This window comes from Flavobacterium sp. (genome assembly GCF_044341265.1).
Classification (GTDB): Bacteria; Bacteroidota; Bacteroidia; order Flavobacteriales; family Flavobacteriaceae; genus Flavobacterium.
Window position 1 is genome coordinate 18,761 of the sequence record NZ_JBIISA010000035.1, and the last position, 20,656, is coordinate 39,416.

Consider the following 20,656-nt stretch of genomic DNA (forward strand, 5'->3'; position numbering starts at 1 on the left):
GTTAGTTTCTATTTAATTTTCTATTATATCTGAGTGAAAATATATCGTATTGGGGTTTATCATTTGTAGTATCAACGTTGATAAAATATATTCTATCTTTTCTACTATCTTCCAAATTAAAAAACCCATGATGTTGTCTAACTAAATTTAACAACTCTCCATATTTTCTATTCACCGTTATCATAACTACATTTTCAAAATTTAAATAGTTATCAGTCGCATTAATTAATTTATTAAAATCATCTGTTAAATCTGCATTTGAATCAGTTTTAACCTCAACGAACATTTTTTGATTATTTCTATTTTCTTGAGCTTCATGTAAAACTAAATCAGGTCTTATCCCATAAGCCATTTTGGTGATATCAAATTGAAAGAAAAGATTATCATAGTATGTCATATTAATATTTAATTCCATCAGATTACTAAATCTGTGATATAATTCAGCTGAAAATGAATTTTCTGTTACTTGTGGATATTGTGTTTGGTCCTGCCGTGTTCCTACAGCATTAAAATATCTACGATTTACTTGTGTTACTGCACTGAGTAAATCAATTACGCATTTATCCATTTTTTATGCTTTTTTATATAATTCTTGTTCAAGTTCTTTAATTGCTAATTCGTATTGAGGTTTACCACCAAAAGCTTTTATTAATTCCAAAGGAGTTCCTAATTCATTTATAGGTTTTAGTTTTAATACTTCCACACTTTCTATCGTTAGCAATCCATCATCAGCATATTTGTCTAATAAATTAGATAAAACTGCTTGTGCTTTTTCTGAATATTTAGCAAAATAATTTCTCTTTTTCACATTGTCTGCCCTGTCTTTTCTTGACAAAGCTGGCATGTCAAAAGCAACGTGACAAATTAAATCGAAAGGGTCAAATTGTTTACCAACTTCATCTTTCAAAGCATCAAAGAAAATTCCTTTATCTTCTAACTCTTCAATAATAACTTTCTTTTTATCTGCATTATTCCATGCAGACAAGAAATTATCTAAAGTTTTGTATTGACTTTCAATGCTATTTTTTGTGTAATCAATTAAACTTTCGGTTATTATTTTGCCATCGGCTCCAAGATATTGAATTCTTTCATTTATAATATTTACATCAACACCTTGAATAACTTTTTTTATGTATTTCGTTTTTGGTTCATTAACAACGTCTGGATCTGGTGGTTCTGGATAATCAGGTTCAGGATATTCAGGATCGTCAATTATAACTGGCTCATTTGGTTCAGGTAAGTCAATTGGACCATCACCATCAATTTCAATAATAGAAACTGGTTCTCCATCAAAATCAGGGTCAGCAAAATGATTGGTTACATTTCTAAAATCTAATATGGTAAAAAAAGTTTTTCCATACTCTTCGTTTATCCTTGTTCCTCTACCAATGATTTGTTTAAATTCTGTTATTGAACCAATGTTGCTGTCTAACACTATTAATTTACAAGTTTGAGCATCTACTCCTGTTGTCATTAACTTTGAAGTAACTGCTATGACAGGATATTTCTCGCTTGGATTTATAAAATTATCTAACTCTCGTTTGCCTTCTTCATTATCGCCTGTAATTTGCATTACATATTTGTTGTTTTCTCTTACTAAGTCAGCATTTGCATTTGCTAAAGCTGCCCGCATTCCTTCTGCGTGTTCTATATCTACACAAAATAAAATTGTCTTGTCAAATCGATTGGTAAGCTTTAAAAATTCTGTGATTTTATTGGCTACTAACTTTCTTCTGTTTTCAACTACAATATTTTTATCAAAATCTTTAGTATTGTAAATTCTATCTTCCAAAGGATTTCCATCCTTATCAGTAAACCCTTGTGGAGGTCTCCATCCTTCTGCATCAATATCTAATGTTACTTTTACAACTTTGTATGGTGCTAAAAAGCCATCATCTATACCTTGTTTTAATGAATACGTGTAAATAGGTTCTTTAAAATATTCGATATTTGAAACTTCTTTAGTTTCTTTAGGAGTTGCTGTCAATCCAATGTGAGTAGCTGATTTAAAATACTCTAAAATTGCACGCCACTTGCTATCTTCTTTTGCACTTCCTCTGTGGCACTCATCAACAATTATTAAATCGAAATAATCAGGAGAAAAGTCTTTGAATGCATCTGGAACTTCGGGATCGGAATTACTTAATCCTTGATACAATCCTAAAAATATATCGAAAGCTTTATCAGCATTATCAATCCCTCTTTTGTTATTAGATACAAGAACATCTTTTCCGTCAACGTTTATGACTTTCTTTTTAATAACTGTCATTGCATCTTTGAAATGACGGAAATCACCTCTTAGTGTTTGGTCAACTAATGAAGTTCTATCTGCTAAAAAGAGTATTTTACGTTTACTTTTACTTTTGAATAACCTGTAAGCAATTTGAAAAGCTGTATATGTTTTACCTGTTCCTGTTGCCATTACAAGTAAAATACGTTGTTGACCTTTTGCAACTGCCTCAATAGTTCTATTAATTGCAATTTGTTGATAGTATCTTGGTTTTCTATTGCTGTCTGAAAAATAATCTTGTAAAATAATTTTCTCTTCACTTTCTGTTTGTATGCCTTTGAATACTTTGTATTTTTCCCAAAGAAAATCTGAAGATGGAAAATCATCTAAACTCAAAGTCTTTTCAATATCACCATCTGTAATTGTTTTATCATGAAAATAAAAGCCATCACCATTACTGCTAAAAACAAATGGAATATCCATTAGGTTAGAATATTTGAGCGCTTGTTGTATTCCTGAATTTAGTGAATGATTATTGTCTTTGGCTTCAATAATAGCGATTGGAATTCCCGAGATATAGAGTACATAGTCTGCAAAAAGTTTTTTGCCGCGAGCAGTCAATTTTCCTTTTACCCAAATACGACCGGCAGTAATTGAATACTCTCTAATAATTTGTGTATGCTCATCCCAACCTGATTTAATAATTGCAGGTGTTATGAACTTTTCTTTTATGTCGGCTTCAGAGAGTAATTTCTTGTTCATATTAGCTTGCTATGAGTTGATACTAATAAAAAAAATAGCATAATCTACAAACATACAAAAAAGGTATTGATATAAAAATGAGGAAAACCGTAAAATGAGGAAAATTAAGGAAAAATAGTGCAGAAATATTTTAGGAAATTAATAAAGAAAAGCTATTTGTATATAAAAAGCAATATAAAAACACGGATTTATTTGAGTTTTTGCAAACTTAATAGTCCGTGTTTCTTAAGAAATTATTATACTAACTTTTAGCCCATTCAATTAACAGAGCAAAAGGTTCTCTTTTGTTTCCTACACCAATTATTTCCTCATCTAAAGCATTTTTTTGATTCAGTCCCAAATTATATCTGAATTGTTCTTTGTATGTCTGGTAAATAGGATTTGAATTTGGAAAGTATTGGCAGTTGACTATTCCTTTTGTGAACAAAGTTTTATATTTTGCTACTTTGGCTAACCAACCAAAATTATAACCATTTTTAAAGAATGTTTTATATTCTTTACCATAAATTTGTATATGCATTATGTAGTACAAATATAATTGTTTATTTGATTCTCTAATTTCTTCAAAATGTGTATTAGTTTTTGATAAATTTAATATGAATTGCTTCTGAATATTAATTAAGTATTCATTTAAACTTTCTTTTTTACAGACTTTTGAAAATTCTTTTGCAAACCAAATAACCTCAAATCTTTTTTTGTAATCTCCGTGAAATAATAACCTAGAATCATGGGTTTGATAATACAAAGTTGTTACTAATAAATCACCCCATATCAAATTAAAATCATTCTTAGAAACTTCTTTATATGCTTCAAAAGTTGAATTGAAATTATCAAGATTGAAATTATCAACTTCTAAATCATCTAAATTAAACTCCTCAAAATCAGATTTTTTAATTGCATAATTACTAATAATTAAATTTGATATGTTACCTGAAAAATTTTCAACATCTTCTGCTGCAAATAGCGATTTTTTTACATTCAAATCGTAATCAATGAGTTTAGCTTTAAAAATTTCTTCATGTCTTTGTTCTACCTCAAAACCAATTAAATCTTTTGAATCGTTTATTCTTAGTAATACTTGGTAAACATTTTCATCAGCTATTAAATTATTAATTGAATTTAATAATCTTGGCCACTCACGTCGAGAATTATCTTTTGTATTATTTATAAGATTTCTGACTACTCTAATAAAGTCGTTATGATTGCTTTCATCCTTCTTATTGAAAAAATAATTAATACTTGAAAAGAGAATAAACATTTCATTAGTATCGCCTTTGCCAACTAACATATCTTTTAGAATATCTTTTAAAGTTGTGTTTTGCTTCCAAAGAATATTATGTTTATTTTCTTCATTTATATGCTTAATAAAATCAAGTGCAAATATTAAAAATAGAAGATTTTTCTCGTCAGAGTAGATCCTCTTTAAAAGTTTAAAATCTAAAAAGTCATTCTCATAATTTGTTGCTCTAAATTCTGCATTTTTAAAATATAACATTTCAGTTATAAAGCTTAAAAATTGCATAAATGGTTCATCAATAACATAACTATCGGAAATTCTATAAGACCATAAGTTATCAACCCATTTATATTCAATTTTATCTTTTACACTCTCTAATAAATCCTGATTGTAATTTATAATCTTAAAAAATTCTGATTTAAAATTTTCAAAGTCAGTTAACATTTTTCCACGAGCATTCATTCTTATGTAGAGATTTTCTGTTAAACCAAAATTTTCTAAAGGAATAAAGTAAAAAGAAATAAGTTGTACTTCAACATCAATTAATCTATCAAGTAAATTAATTTTAGAATTAGAAAGATTTTCATTTTTCGAAAAAGTATCTAACATATTTAGCATTCCCGAAACCGTTTGATCATTATCCCATAGTTCACTATACCATTCAGAATTTTTAATTTCGAATTTAATATTTTGCAAATTTTGAGTACTAAATTTTTCTATAAGATTTGTACAAAAATCATGTGCGGAAGGTCTTGTTTCATAAGTGAACTTTGATAAAGTATTTCTTATTTCATCTATTCGTTTTTCTTTTAATGCAATAAAAAAGTGCAACAAAAACAAAGTTGTAAGCCGTTGCTGCCCGTCAAGCGGTATAAAAATATTTCGTGATTCATCTTCTTTTTTTTCAAGTAGTATAGAACCATAAACAAAATCTAATTCAATTTTATCACCACTTAATAATGATTCAATCAAAAATTCATTTATGAATTTATTCCTTAGTCTTATTACTTCAGCTGTTTCTCTCCCTTGTGCATAGTCTCGCTGAATAATTGGGACTTCAATTTTATCGTATTTATTGGATAAAGTCCAAAATGTATGTTTAGTGCTCATAAATGATTAATTAACTTAAAAATGGTTCAACAACTTCTTTAATACTTGAAAAGTAACCTTTCTTGTCAGCGTTACTCCAATAAAATGGTTGCTGGTCAGAATTACTATAAAACTTCAAAAAAACATTTCTAGTTGTCGGTGGAATAAACTTTCCTTCCTTTTCTAACTGAATTATTTTATTACGTTTTACAGGAAAAATCGAATTATTAAGAGACGAATTATCTTTCTTTGAAAGTAATGCTAAGTTATCTAACTCATGAATTGAATTAGATTCAAAAATTCTAATCAATTCATTTTTTAAAATATTAAACTCATCAACATTAATCTTTTCTGAATCAATAAATTGTTTAATCTGATTTTTTAAATTTTTATCTAAATCAATAATTTCTATATTACTTGATACAGCACCATTATCATCTGTTAAAATATATTCTCTTTCGACAGTAGAAATATTTTCAATTGCCTTATAAGTTTCCTTTAACCAATTTCTAATTGCCTTCTCTTCTTTCATTTGTTGGGACTGTTGGGCATGAATATGTTCAATACTCCAACCTGAATCAGCATTGACCTGTTTGTACAAATAAAATGGAAACTTAATTTTCTGAGAACTATTTAAATTCTTAACAGTTAATACATTGTGTAGTAAAAATATCTTATGAAGTTCTTGCTTATTTTTTTCATAGCTCAATTGATTTAAATCGATTCCTTTCAAGCTTAATCTAACTTCATCTTCAGCCCAATCAATAAAAGTTGACTTTGCACAGTTAGCATTTTTAAAAATATGTCTTAATGTAGCTTCATTATTAGTATTAATAGCCAATAAATATCCTATGTAGTGGAAAAGTTCATTTTTATTATACCAATATTTTATTTTATAATAATATTCTTTAGTTTGATTCCACAATTGATAGGCTCTTCTTTGCTCTTCGTCTTCATTTTCTCCTCGTATCTGTTTCTCAAACCATAAATATGTTGAATACTTTTTCGAATTATTTTCTGCTATTAATTTAAAAATCAATTCTATTGCTGAAGAAGTATTTTCTTTTGTTTTATTATTTAAAAAATACCAAATTTCATCAGTTCGTAAATCCGTTTCAATTTGATGCCATTCATTTGATATTTCAGATTGACGCATAATTGATTCTCTCTCAGATAATCCATGCTTTATTTTTGAAAGTAGTAATGCCCTAATCAACTCCGCATCAGTTAATGGGATTTTACCAATATTTAATCTATTGAAAATATCTATTTTTTTACTTTCAATTTCATTATGTCCTTCTTCGTCTTCGAATGAAATTAATTCTTCAATTTGGTACCAAATAACTTGAACTTTCTTTGTAATTGAACTATAAAAATCATCAATATAACCCACATCATTTCTAGTTTTCTTTTCAAACCAACCTTTGACTATTTCATAAGCTTGGCTCATAAAATGGAAATCAGGATTATCGTGATTAAAAGTATTATCATTTAAATCTTTTAAAAAAGATGTACTTTTTGCTCTTTGACCAAAGAAAATGGAATATCGAGGTTTATTTAAATACTGAAAAATTATATACATTGTTATCAATCTTTGTTGACCATCAATAACTTCCCAAATATTATGACCGTTCTCATCAACATTAGGCACAACAACAATTGGTTGCAAACAATAATTTTCCTCTCTTGATTTAATAAAATTATGAATATCATCTAGTAATGCTTCTACGTTTTCAATGTCCCATCTGTAACCACGTTGATAATAAGGTATTAAATAATGCTCAAATCTATGCTCTCTTTCAGGTGTATTTTCATTTAAAATGATTTTGCCAACGGACTTGGTATCTATTATATTCATTAAGTTATATTTTATTTTAAAAATGTAAAAAGACAAATCTAAACAAAGGAAATGAAACAAAAATGTGGAAAACCGTAAAAGGATGTAAAAAGAAGAAAAATAGTGCAAAAAAAAATAGGGTAACGTTGGTACCCTATTTTTGGAAAAAAGATATTTTATTTTTTTAGTTTGAAAAAAACTGATTTATATGGCTTTTCGGGTGCAAACAAAACTAATTATTTTATTGAATTGCTGTAAATTGTTCTAATGTTACCCGAAAGTTTGAATTGAAAAAAAATTAAAAATGTTTGTGTTATTTTTTGGTTACCCTGCTTACCCTATGAAAATGATGCAAAATAAAGGTTTTGGGTGTTAGGTGGTAGGTGTTAGGTTTTAAGAATAAAAAATGGCTAAAAAATTATTTTAGCCACAGATTCTTTTTGTTAGTATAGGTTCAATTTTCATCAACAATTTTGTTTCTAAAATCTACATCTTCGTAAGTGTTTTCGATTAAGGCATATACAAATATTCCGTTTTTCTTTAGTCTTGTGAAGTTGTGTTTTTTTAATGCTTTTCCAAGTTTGTTTATAGTTCCATCATTGATGTTAATTTTTGCCTTTTCTGCTAGTTTTGTTGCTATTTGAGAAGCGTTTAAGAATGCATTTGCCTTTTCTTTTTCGCAAGGTTCAAACCATGTTAAAAGTAATTCTTCTTCAGGGCTTCTTAGTTGGTATTGTTCATTGTTTTCGGTTATGTTTTTGATTTCTTCCTGGTCGAACCAATGTCTGAATCCACTTTTGAATAAATACAAAGCTTGCGAAAAAACATCATCAATATTTACTTCGTGTTGGTATTGGATGCCTTCTAACTCAAAACAGAGAAATCTTCTGCTTCCTGTACTATCGTTTAAGAATTGAGCTGTGTTAACACTTCCTGCAAATGATGCGCGTCTTGGCATTGTTTCGTTGTTATGTCCGTATGCTTTACGCATTCTTATTTGAGTTTTTGTAATGATCTCTTTTAAGCTGCCAATTTCAGAACGGTTTAAGTTTTCTAATTCGTCCAAATTAATCAACATACATTCAGCCAATTGTACTAAAGTATCTTTATTATTTGGGTTTATAGTTCCTGAAAACAGGTATTCTTTTAATTGTTTTGGGACCAACTTCTCCACCCAAGTTGTTTTTCCTAAACCTTGTTTGCCACTGAAGACAATAACAGTGTGATTGATTATCTTTTCATCTAAAACACAACCTACCATTGCTACAATCCATTTCTTAAAACATTGCTGCCAAAGGTCTTGTTTTGTTGTTGTTATTGTGTTGGCTAATTCTGTTATGTAATCGGTTTTTTCATCATAAGTAGGCAAATTATAGAAGTAATCTTCAAATGGATTAAAGAGCTGACAGAAATCAGAATAAAGCAAGTTTCTTAATGAAGAAAGGTTTGTTTTAATTCTTCCTTTTAAACATTCGCGTAACATTGAATTTTCTATAAAGTCATTCATTACATTCCATTTCTTTTTACCGAAATATTGGAACTCTAACTTACCTGAAACTATGTTATGACGAAATACATATCTCGTGGATAAAAATAGCTCTAAACGGTCTATTTGAGTTGGTTTTGATTTGTCTTCGTCGTCGTCTTCAGTTGTATCTGTTATTGAAAAATCAGATTTTGGTTTTGGTTTCTTTGGAGCTTCTACTTTTTCATTTTTACCGAATTCGTGCACATTTCCGTAGGCACTATTGATTGTTTGTGTTACTTCTTTTTCATCATAACCAAAATCAGTTAAAATAAAACTTAATGCTTCTTGTAATGAAATCCCTTTTCGGTTTAGGTTACAGGCAAGTTGATGTACGAATACGTTTCGGCTACCATTCACAAATTGCACTTTTTTTTCGGTGAATTTTATGCAGTGGTTGTAGATGGCTTCGGAATCAGTCGCAGTCACAGTCGCAGTTTTCAGTTTTGGAACTTCGACAAGCTCAGTTTGACTTGGTTGTGGCGTTTCGATTTCAAATATCTTTGAGTTTTCATTAATGAAAAGATTTTCATCCCATGAGTAAAAACATAATCTTGTTATGTCTTTTCCGGATTTGTCTATTTCTAGATTTAGTAATTTTTCATAATGATCCTGGATAGCTAAAAAGGTTTCTTTGTGTTCGGCTTTTGTGCTGCTTACTTTTACTAAAATCTTTAATCCGTTTCCTGAAGGACTAATGAAACAAGCATAAGTGAACTCGCAATGTCTTGCTGAATGATTGACTGTTGCTAGTTGTTCTGGTTGTAATTTATCGATATCTAAAATGATGATATTGGAATAATCTTCCAAAAAATTCATTTTTCTACCACCAACAAATTTTCCTGAAGGCGTAAAAGCTGGAAGTGATTTTTTAGCTTTTTCGTATGCTTCCATCTTATTTTCAGATAGTGATTTACGCAAATAAATTATCGCGTGTTTGTACTTACCTGTTTTGATTTCCTCCAAAATCATTGGTATTGTTTTGTGTTCTACAACTTCGTTGAAGTTTTTGAAAATAGTTACCATTTTTGAGTGATTAGTGATTAGTGAATAGTAATTAGTTTTTTACTTTTTGTGAAGCTCACAGTCGCAAGCCTCACAGGTTCCGTTGCACTTTTTCATACTATTTACTTTTGAAGGATTTGTTGTAATGTTCTTGAAGCAATTTTTCAACGTCTGAAAGCTTGTAGTAGATTTTACTTCCTACTTGACTGAATGAAATTTTGCCTTCGTCTCTCCAGGTTTGAGCTGTACGTTTTGAGATTTTCATTAGTAACAGGAATTCTTGATTGTCTAAAAAGGTTTCTTTCTTTGGGTCGGCTTTAGAATTTAGTTGACTTTGGATTGTGTCTAATTTTGACATTAAATCGCTGAATTGGTCTTTGGTGATGATAATTGCTTCCATTTTTTTTAATTTTTAAAAGTTATGGTGCAAATGGAAGAAAAAGAAAAAAGTCCGATTAGTTCTTTTTGGTCTTATCGGACTAAAAAGTTTGTCAGGACTTATGAATAAAGGAAAGTAAAAAACACACTATTGATTAAAATCTAACTTTCATATCGCTATTTGGGTCTTTGTCAGTGCGATTTGGTGAAAGATAGGTCTGAATGGTGGCTTGAGAAATAGGTTGACCGTTTTCATCTACAAAATTATCGCAGATAAATTGAGCCACATCTTTGATTTTATATTGGATGTAAGGTGTTCCGTTTGGCTTAACGTTCACCATCATTTGTTTGAAAGCATTAGTTAAAATATTAATTGGACCATTTATTTGAAGTTTTAAATGTTGAGCAGCACCAGAACCAGAATTGTTTTCTGTAAGTTCTTTTTCTTTCTCAAATTCAGATTTCATTTTACGAATGGTTTGTAACTTTTCAATGAGTTGAGTGCATTGATAATCATAATCCATCAACTTGCTGTTTTTTGATATTATTTCAGCTTGTTTATATTCAAAGATTTCTTCTGTTAAATAGATTAACTTTTCATTGAAATCATTTATTTTTTCAATATGATCTTTTACTTCATGGAATGAAAAATGTCTGTCTTCAGCTTCTGCATTTATTAAGCGTTTTGGTGTTGCTTTTTTTGCAGCACTTACTCTCAAAGATTGCACTTCTTCTCGTTTCTTTTCGATATAGTGGTACATTTTATTGTAACGACTAAGGCAAGTGCTTGAAATGAATAATTCTTCGTTAAGTGAAATGAGTTTTTCAAACTTATTCAGCCATCTTAATTCATCTTGTATGATGTCAGTCTGATAGTTTATAAATGCTTGGAATTTGGATTGTGGAAGCTCGAAAACCTTATTCAATAAAGCTTTGCAATAGTTTTCTAAAGTTACATTTTCGTCAATGATAATATCAAACAATGGGTTGACTGACTGTGAGCTTGTCACTGTCACATACTCCGGGAATGGAGCAATTTTTATATTAGCATTGTTTGGGTTCAAAAATATTGGTTTGGTTCGGTTTTATAATAAAATCATTTTATTGGCTTAAATCTTTATTTTTCTATAATAAAACCTAACTTTCCTTTCAACTTCAACTACCAATCAACTAGATTTTTGAATAAAAATTCAAATACAATTGTGCTAATTTAGAAATAAAAAAAAATCCTTTTTTGAAGGATTTTAAAATAATTTATTAACATTTCAATAAAGATTTGGAAATAAATAATTTACGCAACTACTAACGCAAATAAGTGCAATATATTATCTAAATGTTAAAATTGTTTAATGGATATATTTGTCAACTGCATTGTCTAATTCTTCGTTGATAATCTTTGCATAAATCTGGGTTGTGCTGATGTCATTGTGGTCCATTAGCTTACTAACGTGTTCTATTCTCATACCATTATTCAAAGCATTAGTAGCAAAAGTATGTCGGCTAATATGAAAAGAAACATTGGTTGTAATTTCTAATTTTTTTGCAATTCTTTTGATTTGAAAATTAGCTGCTTTATTGATACTTTCTGAAAAAGTATAACGGAATTCTTCATTTGAAAAAAATAGATCCTTATTGGTTACAACTGGAAAGATAAAATCATCTGGTGTTGTTTTTTTGTTTTTGTATTTGTGAATGATATCCAAAGCCAATTGACCGATTTTAAACTGGTGTACTCTTCCTGTTTTACGAATTACTTTTTTAATTCTTCTTTCTTCTTCGTTGAAATGTTTGTGTTGTATTTCTAAAACATCGCTAAAACGTAATCCGCCTGCGTAAATTGAAAAAATAAACATATCGCGATAAATGCAAGCTTTAGTTTTTTCTTTGAGCTTAAAACTGCCGATAGCCTCAAACTGCTCTTTCTTTAAAAATTGTCTTTTACTTGCATCTTTTTTGAGTTTCAGTTTATTGAATGGGTACATGTAATCTGGAATGATTTCTTCCTTTATAGCTTCTTTGAACATAATAGCCAAAATCATAATTGAATAACGTTGTGTTGTATTTCCGTTTTTTAATTCATTGCTCATATAACCAAGATAATCCAACAATAATGAAACCGTAATATCATCAAAGTAAACATCCGTTGTTCCTACCCATTTTTCAAATTTATCTAAATATACTCCATAGGTTTTATAGGTTGAAATTGATACATTACCTTTAATTCTCTCGCAATGCTTTCTTGAGTATGTGAAAAAATTAGGTACTTCTTTACCCTTGATGGCTTCTTTAAGTTTTTTAATTGATACGGTTTTTACTTTTCTTTCCATATCGGCAACTTGACCTTCAGCATCTGCAATTTTTTGGGATAAGTTGGCATTCATCCTCGCGCTGTTTGGATGGTTCTTTTTTACTTTCTGCTTTAGTTCATCCCACTCGCTTTCTTTGAGTTTGACTCCAGCAGTGATAAATTTCGTTTTTCTGTCTTTTATAATTCGAATGTACAAAGGACTGTGACCTGTTTGGTCTTTCTGATTGGTGCGTAGAATTAATTTAATAGATGCCATAAAATTTTGAAATAAGAAATGTTATACTATATTTGTAAAGCGATGCAAACGAGTGAAAGTATTGATTTTATTGGGCTTTCATTCCAGTGCAACAGAGTACTAAAGTACAACAATTGGTACAACAAAACAAGTATTTTGATGCTTTTTTATGCTTAGAATTGCATTTTCAAATTCTTTAAAGTCAATAAATACAACACTTTAGGTGCAAATGAGTACTTGCAGTTTTATAGTTGAGATAACAGCCGTTTCAAGAAATAGCGAGGCATGGGATTTATCAGAAATCGAAAAGGTTTTTAATTTATTTTTTTGGTTATATTTGTAAAGGCTTGGTCTTGGTTCATCGCCACTTCTTGAAGCCGCAAAACGTTAAAAAGCTGTTTATGGCTACTCGCCATTTTTAGAGTTTAATTCAACTGCTCTTGAAAAACTTCTAGTAAATAATCTGGTGAAACCATTCGTGTTGGTGATTGTTCCATAGCTTTTAAAACGCGTTTCATAGCAAACGGATTTAATCCCATATTGATGCCAATTTCGTGTATTTTGATTTGTTCTCTTTCGTGCAAAATGCCATCGCAATGCATCAAAAGCGCTAATCTATAAAACTGTTGAATGCGTTCAAACTCACTCTTGATGATTTCACTACGATTTTCTTGATGAAAAAGTTGTTTCAACTCATCTTTGTTTACGCCAAGTTCTACTGCAATTATCGAAAGAAACATGTATTCTCTTTCGTGCAATTCGCCATCTACAATTGCAAACGCAATCATGTCTGCTAATAAACTTAATTTTTGTTCCTTAGTGTTCATCAAAATGATTATTTTTAGCTAAAATATAATTAATTGTTAAATTCTAAAAATTAATTCGCTTGAAATTCATTTTAACCCTTTTATTTGGAATCCTTTTTTGTAGCACAAATGCGCAAGAAAGCACTGCTAGCAAGCAAGTTTCTACTTTTTCAATAGAAGCACCACAATTAAAAACAACCAAGAAAATTTGGGTGTATTTACCAAAAGACTATGATAGTAATTCAAAGAAAAAATATCCTGTCATTTACATGCACGATGGACAAAACCTATTTGATGCCAAAACATCCTACGTTGGTGAATGGAATGTTGATGAAACTTTAGACAGCATTTCGGCACAAGTAATCGTCATCGGAATCGAACACGGCAACGAAAAACGAATGGAAGAATTAACACCATTCAAACATGAAAAATATGGTGGAGGCAATGCCGATAATTATTTAGATTTTATTGTTCAAACATTAAAACCTTATGTTGACAAAACCTACAGAACCAAAACCAATGCCAACAATACAGCACTTTTCGGAAGCTCACTTGGTGGATTGGTTTCGTTTTATGGCGCATTAAAATATCCTAAAGTCTTTGGAAAAGTAGGTTGCTTCTCGCCTTCTTTTTGGTTCAACAGAAAAGAAATTTTCGAACTAATGGAACAAACGAAAACATTCAAAACCAAAATCTATTTCCTCTGTGGCGATAACGAAGGTGACGAAGATATGGTTCGCGATTTAAACAATATGGAAGTCCAAGTCAATACAAAACGCTGTGAATGTAAAATGCTGAACAAAAAAATTATTGTAAAAGGTGGACAACACAACGAAAAATTATGGCGTGAAGGTTTCAAAAAAGCGTACCTTTGGCTTTTCTAAAGGGTTTAAAAAAGTTTAAGAGTTTAAAGTTGTTTAACTTGGTTACTCTTTAAACAAAATTAAACCACATTAAACAAAATTAAACAATACAAGAATGAACAACAACGATATTTTCAAAAAACTACGTGTAGCATTAATGCTTCGTGACGACCAAATAGAAGAAATCTTAAAGCTAGTAGATTTCAGAATGTCGAAAGGTGAAATTGGTAACTTTTTTAGAAGTGAAGACCATCCAAAATTTATGGAATGTGGCGATCAAGTATTGCGTAATTTCCTAAACGGATTGGTAATTCACTTACGTGGAACAAAAGAAAATCCGAAGAATCCTATGGATGTCATTGCAATTCACAAAAAAGAAGCGCAACCAAAAGAATTTAAAAAACCAGAAGGAGCAGCTCCGAAAAAAGAGTTTAAACCAGGTGATTTCAAGAAAAAACCTGCTGCTAAACTTAAATTTGCTGCAAAAAAGCCAGTAAAAAAAGTTGAAATTGTAGAGAAAGTACAATACAAAAACGGTAAGAATAAAAAGGACTAAGCAATGGATTTAGCTGTTCAAATAAAACAACAATTTCCACATTTTAATGCTGAATTGATTTCAGAAATAGTTCAGCACGCTTTAGAAAAAGAAGTTCCAAAAGACACTGAATTACTTCGTGAAGGTCAGTTTATCAAGGTAATTCCGTTAGTTTTAAAAGGCGTTTTAAAGGTTTATACCAAACACGAAGACAAAGAACTTCTCCTCTATTACATTCAACCCAATGAAAGTTGCATCATGTCGTTTTCAGCTGGAATCAACAACCAACCAAGTAAGATTTACGCTGTAACGGAAGAAGATTCACACTTGCTTTTAATTCCGGCAGAAAAACTTAGCAAATGGACCAAACAATTTCCAGACTTCAATTCGCTTTTCTTTTTGCAATATAACTTACGTTATTCCGATTTACTTGACACTATAAATTCACTTCTTTTTGAAAAACTAGATAAGCGTGTTTTAGACTATTTAAAAGAAAAAGTTGCGGTTACACAAAACAATCCTTTAAAAATTTCACACCGCCAAATTGCCAGCGAATTGGGCACTGCAAGAGAGGTAATCAGTAGAATTATTAAGAAATTAGAACTCGAAGGAAAAGTAAAACAAAGTGCTACAACCATAGAAATTTTAGACTTGTGACTTAAGTCACTGCATAGGTGATTTATGCGCATTAAATTTGCTTCATATTAATCTTTAAACTTTATTAATTATGAAAAAAAATATGGGTACAGCAGATAAAATAATCCGATTGATTGTTGCTGCAGTGTTAGCTTTCTTATTCTACAACGGAACAATTACTGGAACTTTAGGAATCGTAGCAGTAGTAATTGCAGCAGTATTTGCCTTAACCAGTTTAGTAAGTTTCTGTCCGTTATATACTTTATTAGGAATCAATACTTGTTCGATTAAGAAATAAATTCCAATCAAAAAATAAAAAAATCCCGAGCACTACACTCGGGATTTTTAGTAACTAACCTAAACAAAACTTATTATTATCTATTCAAAAACAATGTCGATGTAAGGTATTGCCCAATTTGTTTGAGTAATCGCGTTTTGATATAAAGATGAACCTGTAATTTTTAAACTTCCAAAAGTATATGGAAATGCCGACAATGGCGCTCCTGTAACTGTACAAACCATTCTTCCAACTGTATTTGAAATATCTGTACCCCAACTTGTTTGAATTCTTTTTACCATATAACTATTTCCAACAGTTAAAGGAATTGTTGATGAAAAAGACACATAAGATGTTGCAGTTGATGAAAAAGTTGAAGATACTGAACCTTTCAAGACCGGAGTTGAAGTTGTTACATCCCAAATTTCAATAACATAAGGTACTGCACTCAAAGCTAGTTGACTTTGATAACCAACACTACATATCGTTTTGGCAGTTGTAACTTCAAAAGTGTAAGAATGTATTTCACTATCATAATTAACAATATCATTGTTTATTACCGTTGAAGCTACTGTTTGATTGTACAATTGTTTAAATTCTGTATTTGTGCTATCGCAAGTTGCTGTTACAACAGGATCATCATCTGAACCACAACTTATTAATAGAATACTAAATAGTATCCCTAAGAATTTTATATATTTTTTCATGATTTAATAATTGAGTTAATATTTAAAATATTGTAATTTGAAGTCTTTTTGCTTTACATTTTACACCTGCACAATTACCTATTATTTTAATAGTATAACCACCTGCTACTGGAAAATAACTTGCGGGAATATTAAATACACCACAAGGTGCAGGACTTCCTGTTACAGTAACTCCATTTACTTTATAAGTTACTGTTGCTGTACAACCTGTATAAGTAAGACAATTTATTGTTGAATTAAAAATAACTCCTCCAGCAGCTGTAACAGTTGCCGTACTTATTGACATAGATGGTGTAGCAGGGACAAAACTTGAAGCAGTTCCTGTACCTGTAGGATCCCATAAAATACTACCTGTAACAGTTGCATTACAACAATTATTTATTGTTCTTGCATTGCTAGGTGTTGTTGGTTCTAATTCTTCTGTTGCATCTGCTAATCCATTCCATCCTTTTTTAATATCGTCAGCACTAACACTAATAACTTCATCAGTAGCTACATTTTTGTATGTTTTTTTTACAGCTACAGGTCTGTCCTCGATAATGATTTCTTTGGATTTAGGCTCCTCCTTTCCTCCCAATCCAATCACCACACCAAAATTAAACCCCATAGCACTATAAGCTGTTGATTTTGTTTCGCCTTTCACCATTGTGCCAGTTTGTAATTGTTGAATATTGTAACTACCGCTTTGTGGTGACGGATTTCCATTTGGAATTAATTTAGAAATGGTTGTTTCAATTTTTGGTCCCATTGTATAAGATGCATCTGCAAAAAGACCAAAACGATCGTTAAACATATAATGTAATCTTAGTTTTGGTGTTACTGCAAAACCACTTGTTTTGGTTTCTGGTAACGTTGCCAAATTGAAATCATAACTTTGACCATTGAATTGAGTAGTTTGCACTATGCTCATTTCTTTTTGTGTCATCGAGAAATATTCTCCTAAAACCATTGGAGAAACAATAAACTTTCCAAAGTAAAAATTAGCTTGTGGACCTGCTCCCATTCTGAAACCTGGAGATCTTGGGTCAAGACCTCTATCAGAAACCATACTTGAAGTTTGTCCAGTTACTACAAATGGATTTGGAGTTGTTCCAAAACCGCCGCTTCCTCCAAAGTTGTATGTTCCACCTACGTTTAAGCCAAAATCCATTTTATGTCCTTTTACGTGGTCTCTAGCTCCTCCACCATCCCAACCTTTTCTAATTAATGGCAGAAAAAAATCAGCATTGATTGCTGTCGAGTTGCTCAAAAAAGCTTTGTCTTTGCCATCACTGCTTGGCATTGAAGTACCACCACCGAATACCACTATTGATCCTTGACTTCCAGGCGTCACTACTTTCCCTCTATTTTTTCCTCTTGCGGCTTCTTGTGCGTTTCCATTTGTTAAACAGCACAATGCAATAAATGCTGATAAAATTGTTGTTTTTAGATTTTTCATTTTGTTTAAATTTTAATGTTATTATTGTTATATCAATTGGGTTTTAAATTTGTTACCTCTATTTTGAAATTATTTTCAAAGGTTATTTATTTACACAATAGTATCTTCCGTTAATCGACTGAAATTGTTACCGTTGTTTAACGGATTTTTGCCTTCCATAAATAATTTCATAACAAATATTAAGATTTAATTACAACAAAAAATCCCTTAATCAAGTGACAAGGGATTTTGAATAACGAAAGAGAAATGTTGATTTTTGATTTAAAAATCTATTGCTTTAGATTTTTGTAATAATAAGCAATAGCTTCGCCTAACGAAGATATATGTAGTTTTTCGTAAATACGTTTACCATGTGTGTTTACCGTTGCATAACTAACACCTAGTTTATCAGCAACCATTTTATAGGAAAGTCCTTCGGCTAAAAGAGCTAAAACTTGTGTTTCTTTAGGTGACAAAGGATTATTAATTTCTTTGGGTTTAAAATAATCCAATACTTTTTGAGCTATTCCAGGATTCATGGCAGCTCCGCCTTGATAAACTTCTTCAATTGCCTGAAGAATTCGTTGTGGTTTATCTTTCTTTAATATATAACCACTAGCACCATTTATAATGCATGTAAATATTTTATCTGAATCGTCAAACGCAGTTTGCATCAATACTTTTACTTCTGGATGCTTGGTTTTTATAATTCGCAAACCTTCAATCCCATTGACTTCGGGCATATTGATATCCATCAAAACTACATCTGGATAAAAGTTTTCTATATCTTCATTTACGGTAGCACAATTCATAGCTTCGCCCACAAACTTGAGTTGGTCATTCAGCATTAACAATGCCTTCAAACTATCTCTTCGTTCGTTACTGTCATCATATATAAAAACTCTAATTGCCATTGTACAAAGATATTTTATATTCTCATCTAAATTTGTCCCTAAATTAGGGTACAATCGGAATTGTTGCTTTTACTTTTGTGCCCAAATTTATTTCAGATATTATGCTAAATTGACCTTTTAACTCTTCAATTCTTTTTTGCATATTTCCTAAACCATTTCCTTTCGTAATAGAGGTATCAAACCCAACTCCATCATCTGAAACTTCAATAGTAACTTGATTTTCTATTAATTGTAACACAATTGCTAATTGTTTTGCTTTACTATATTTTACTGCGTTGTTTGTAGCTTCTTTTACAAACAATACAATGTTTTTTCTTGTAGAAATATCGGTTATAACTTTATCAATTTTTTTATCAATCTTGATTTTATAATTAATATCTGTCGAACCCACTATTTCATTTGCAAAATTTTTAATTCTTGATGTTAAGGTTAAAAATTCTTCTTTTCCTGGTTTCATACTCCAAATAATATCTCCAATTTTATCTGATAAATGTTCAGATTGAGATTCAATTTTTTCTAGGATTTTTTGAGCTTCCACTGGATTTTTTTCAATTAAAAAACTTGCAACAGCACTATTAATTTGCAAACTTGATAAAGAGGAGCCAATTTCATCATGTAAATCAGCTGTAATTTTTGAGCGTTGTTGTTCAAGAGCTAGTTGTTGTTGAAACTCATATTTTTGTTTATTTAACTTAAACCTAAAATAATAAAAAAGAAATGGAGACAAAGCTAATAGCGTCATTAATGGCCAAAACCATTCTCTTTTTGATATTGATATTCTACAAAATGTTGTTATTTTTAAATATTTAGTAGCTGTTTTTGAATCAAAATCAATACCTCTTATGTATAAACTATTGGTACCAAGTGGTGACAAAAGAGTCAAGGTATTATCATCACCAAAATCTTCGTAATTTTTAAAAGGATGAAACGAAAATTGATAATGAAGTTTCTTACCAAGGTAGTCAATTTCTTGTACCTTTAAAGTTAGTAATTTAGCACTTTTTGGTAGTTCATAATGATCTTGAAGAGTCACTCTAACTCTATTAATTCTAACTTCTTCTAATTTTGGAACTAAATTAATTTCTTTTAATTTGACTTTATATTCCTTTGCTTTTCTGTAAGTTTCAGTATCAAAAGTTTGTTTTATTGACTGTACTGGATGATAACTATAATCAATAGAATTTTTGGAATTTTCAAAATCTACCTTCGAATTGTTTTCTGAAAAAGAAGCATCATTTAGTAGTAATGATTTATCTTCATTCGGAATTTCCTTGTAGGTTGGAGATATGAAATTTTTTTTATCATAAAAAACATATGCAACCAATAAAGCTGCAAAAATCATATAACCTACAACAAAAACAATATCTCTTTTTGAAATGTTTTGGATTTTCATAATCAAGAATTTAATTCTTTATTTAATAAAACAAATGAAGGCTTTTATTGGAACATAACCAAAACTTGCTAAAACAAAAAAAATCCCGAGCATTACACTCGGAATTTATCTTATTTATTTTTTCTAATTAAATTTTTATACAACATCTCAATCATAATAATGAACAGCCATACAAAAAACCAAATTATAATTAAAAAAACAATTCCTAAAAAACCATCTACATGTAGATGTTTGGTCGGCGTACAGTATTTATGCTCATCAAAGGTTAGAAAATACCATAATAAAATCGATGCAATTGGAAGTACTAATAACAAAACTCGCAACACAATTGATTTAAAATTTGCTCTCATAATAATTGGGTTCATCCCTTCAAAAATAAAAAAATCCCGAGGTTAAACGAGGGCACTGAAAAACATCGTTTATTTTGATTAGCACCGTTTTTTAGAGAATAAAAAAACGCTTATAGTAGGATTTTATACATCCGTTATAAGCGTTTTACTTT

17 protein-coding genes are annotated in these 20,656 nt (G+C 30.2%); 4 read left to right on the plus strand and 13 right to left on the minus strand.

All coding sequences use genetic code 11. The annotated features are described in order from the left end of the window. Position 1: 1 nt before the first annotated feature. From ACIQ06_RS14050 to ACIQ06_RS14090, 9 genes are all read right to left on the minus strand, one after another. Positions 2-568: a hypothetical protein gene (locus ACIQ06_RS14050; RefSeq protein WP_396147370.1), complete on the minus strand. Its 567-nt coding sequence runs from the start codon at positions 566-568 to the stop codon at positions 2-4. Positions 569-571: 3 nt separating this feature from the next. Then, the gene (hsdR, locus tag ACIQ06_RS14055) at positions 572-2,992 is read right to left on the minus strand and encodes an EcoAI/FtnUII family type I restriction enzme subunit R (RefSeq protein ID WP_396147372.1); all 2,421 of its coding nucleotides are present in this window, start codon (positions 2,990-2,992) and stop codon (positions 572-574) included. 241 nt (positions 2,993-3,233) lie between these two features. Continuing rightward, on the minus strand, positions 3,234-5,339 hold the full coding sequence (locus ACIQ06_RS14060; protein WP_396147376.1) for a DUF262 domain-containing protein: 2,106 nt from the start codon (positions 5,337-5,339) through the stop codon (positions 3,234-3,236). A gap of 10 nt (positions 5,340-5,349) precedes the next feature. Further along, a complete protein-coding gene (locus tag ACIQ06_RS14065; RefSeq protein ID WP_396147378.1) occupies positions 5,350-7,176 on the minus strand; it encodes a DUF262 domain-containing protein in 1,827 nt (608 codons plus the stop codon). A gap of 433 nt (positions 7,177-7,609) precedes the next feature. Next, positions 7,610-9,706 (minus strand): VapE domain-containing protein, encoded by a 2,097-nt coding sequence (locus ACIQ06_RS14070; RefSeq protein WP_396147380.1) that lies wholly within the window; start codon positions 9,704-9,706, stop codon positions 7,610-7,612. A gap of 97 nt (positions 9,707-9,803) precedes the next feature. Beyond that, the gene (locus ACIQ06_RS14075; protein ID WP_396147382.1) at positions 9,804-10,085 is read right to left on the minus strand and encodes a helix-turn-helix domain-containing protein; all 282 of its coding nucleotides are present in this window, start codon (positions 10,083-10,085) and stop codon (positions 9,804-9,806) included. A 133-nt stretch (positions 10,086-10,218) separates the two neighbouring features. Next, complete coding sequence (locus tag ACIQ06_RS14080) at positions 10,219-11,127, minus strand: hypothetical protein (protein ID WP_396147384.1); 909 nt, start codon at positions 11,125-11,127, stop codon at positions 10,219-10,221. Between the two features lie 282 nt (positions 11,128-11,409). Next, complete coding sequence (locus ACIQ06_RS14085; protein WP_396147386.1) at positions 11,410-12,627, minus strand: tyrosine-type recombinase/integrase; 1,218 nt, start codon at positions 12,625-12,627, stop codon at positions 11,410-11,412. A 404-nt stretch (positions 12,628-13,031) separates the two neighbouring features. Then, positions 13,032-13,433 (minus strand): excinuclease ABC subunit B, encoded by a 402-nt coding sequence (locus tag ACIQ06_RS14090; protein ID WP_396147388.1) that lies wholly within the window; start codon positions 13,431-13,433, stop codon positions 13,032-13,034. Between the two features lie 59 nt (positions 13,434-13,492). Here ACIQ06_RS14090 and ACIQ06_RS14095 point away from each other — a divergent pair, with 59 nt between their 5' ends. From ACIQ06_RS14095 to ACIQ06_RS14110, 4 genes are all read left to right on the plus strand, one after another. Then, positions 13,493-14,296 (plus strand): alpha/beta hydrolase, encoded by an 804-nt coding sequence (locus tag ACIQ06_RS14095; RefSeq protein ID WP_396147390.1) that lies wholly within the window; start codon positions 13,493-13,495, stop codon positions 14,294-14,296. 94 nt (positions 14,297-14,390) lie between these two features. Beyond that, positions 14,391-14,831 (plus strand): DUF1456 family protein, encoded by a 441-nt coding sequence (locus ACIQ06_RS14100; RefSeq protein ID WP_396147392.1) that lies wholly within the window; start codon positions 14,391-14,393, stop codon positions 14,829-14,831. A gap of 3 nt (positions 14,832-14,834) precedes the next feature. Further along, positions 14,835-15,467 carry a Crp/Fnr family transcriptional regulator gene (locus ACIQ06_RS14105; RefSeq protein ID WP_396147395.1) on the plus strand — a complete coding sequence of 211 codons (633 nt, stop codon included), beginning with the start codon at positions 14,835-14,837 and terminating at the stop codon, positions 15,465-15,467. A gap of 70 nt (positions 15,468-15,537) precedes the next feature. After that, a complete protein-coding gene (locus ACIQ06_RS14110; protein ID WP_396147397.1) occupies positions 15,538-15,744 on the plus strand; it encodes a DUF2892 domain-containing protein in 207 nt (68 codons plus the stop codon). A gap of 80 nt (positions 15,745-15,824) precedes the next feature. On the opposite strand, the gene ACIQ06_RS14115 is transcribed toward ACIQ06_RS14110, so the two are convergent. From ACIQ06_RS14115 to ACIQ06_RS14130, 4 genes are all read right to left on the minus strand, one after another. Continuing rightward, entirely contained in the window at positions 15,825-16,430 is a 606-nt protein-coding gene (locus tag ACIQ06_RS14115) for a hypothetical protein (RefSeq protein ID WP_396147399.1), read from the minus strand. 22 nt (positions 16,431-16,452) lie between these two features. Beyond that, positions 16,453-17,868: a hypothetical protein gene (locus ACIQ06_RS14120; RefSeq protein ID WP_396147401.1), complete on the minus strand. Its 1,416-nt coding sequence runs from the start codon at positions 17,866-17,868 to the stop codon at positions 16,453-16,455. Between the two features lie 269 nt (positions 17,869-18,137). After that, on the minus strand, positions 18,138-18,761 hold the full coding sequence (locus ACIQ06_RS14125; RefSeq protein WP_396147404.1) for a response regulator: 624 nt from the start codon (positions 18,759-18,761) through the stop codon (positions 18,138-18,140). A 43-nt stretch (positions 18,762-18,804) separates the two neighbouring features. Then, a complete protein-coding gene (locus ACIQ06_RS14130; protein ID WP_396147406.1) occupies positions 18,805-20,154 on the minus strand; it encodes a sensor histidine kinase in 1,350 nt (449 codons plus the stop codon). Positions 20,155-20,656 lie beyond the last annotated feature (502 nt).

Coding starts and splice junctions, on each gene's coding strand:
- ACIQ06_RS14100 (WP_396147392.1), top strand. CDS start 14,391: ATGAACAACAACGATATTTTCAAAAAACTACGTGTAGCATTAATGCTT.
- ACIQ06_RS14050 (WP_396147370.1), bottom strand. CDS start 568: ATGGATAAATGCGTAATTGATTTACTCAGTGCAGTAACACAAGTAAAT.
- ACIQ06_RS14105 (WP_396147395.1), top strand. CDS start 14,835: ATGGATTTAGCTGTTCAAATAAAACAACAATTTCCACATTTTAATGCT.
- ACIQ06_RS14075 (WP_396147382.1), bottom strand. CDS start 10,085: ATGGAAGCAATTATCATCACCAAAGACCAATTCAGCGATTTAATGTCA.
- ACIQ06_RS14120 (WP_396147401.1), bottom strand. CDS start 17,868: ATGAAAAATCTAAAAACAACAATTTTATCAGCATTTATTGCATTGTGC.
- ACIQ06_RS14130 (WP_396147406.1), bottom strand. CDS start 20,154: ATGAAAATCCAAAACATTTCAAAAAGAGATATTGTTTTTGTTGTAGGT.
- ACIQ06_RS14110 (WP_396147397.1), top strand. CDS start 15,538: ATGAAAAAAAATATGGGTACAGCAGATAAAATAATCCGATTGATTGTT.
- hsdR (WP_396147372.1), bottom strand. CDS start 2,992: ATGAACAAGAAATTACTCTCTGAAGCCGACATAAAAGAAAAGTTCATA.
- ACIQ06_RS14065 (WP_396147378.1), bottom strand. CDS start 7,176: ATGAATATAATAGATACCAAGTCCGTTGGCAAAATCATTTTAAATGAA.
- ACIQ06_RS14060 (WP_396147376.1), bottom strand. CDS start 5,339: ATGAGCACTAAACATACATTTTGGACTTTATCCAATAAATACGATAAA.
- ACIQ06_RS14070 (WP_396147380.1), bottom strand. CDS start 9,706: ATGGTAACTATTTTCAAAAACTTCAACGAAGTTGTAGAACACAAAACA.
- ACIQ06_RS14115 (WP_396147399.1), bottom strand. CDS start 16,430: ATGAAAAAATATATAAAATTCTTAGGGATACTATTTAGTATTCTATTA.
- ACIQ06_RS14085 (WP_396147386.1), bottom strand. CDS start 12,627: ATGGCATCTATTAAATTAATTCTACGCACCAATCAGAAAGACCAAACA.
- ACIQ06_RS14125 (WP_396147404.1), bottom strand. CDS start 18,761: ATGGCAATTAGAGTTTTTATATATGATGACAGTAACGAACGAAGAGAT.
- ACIQ06_RS14090 (WP_396147388.1), bottom strand. CDS start 13,433: ATGAACACTAAGGAACAAAAATTAAGTTTATTAGCAGACATGATTGCG.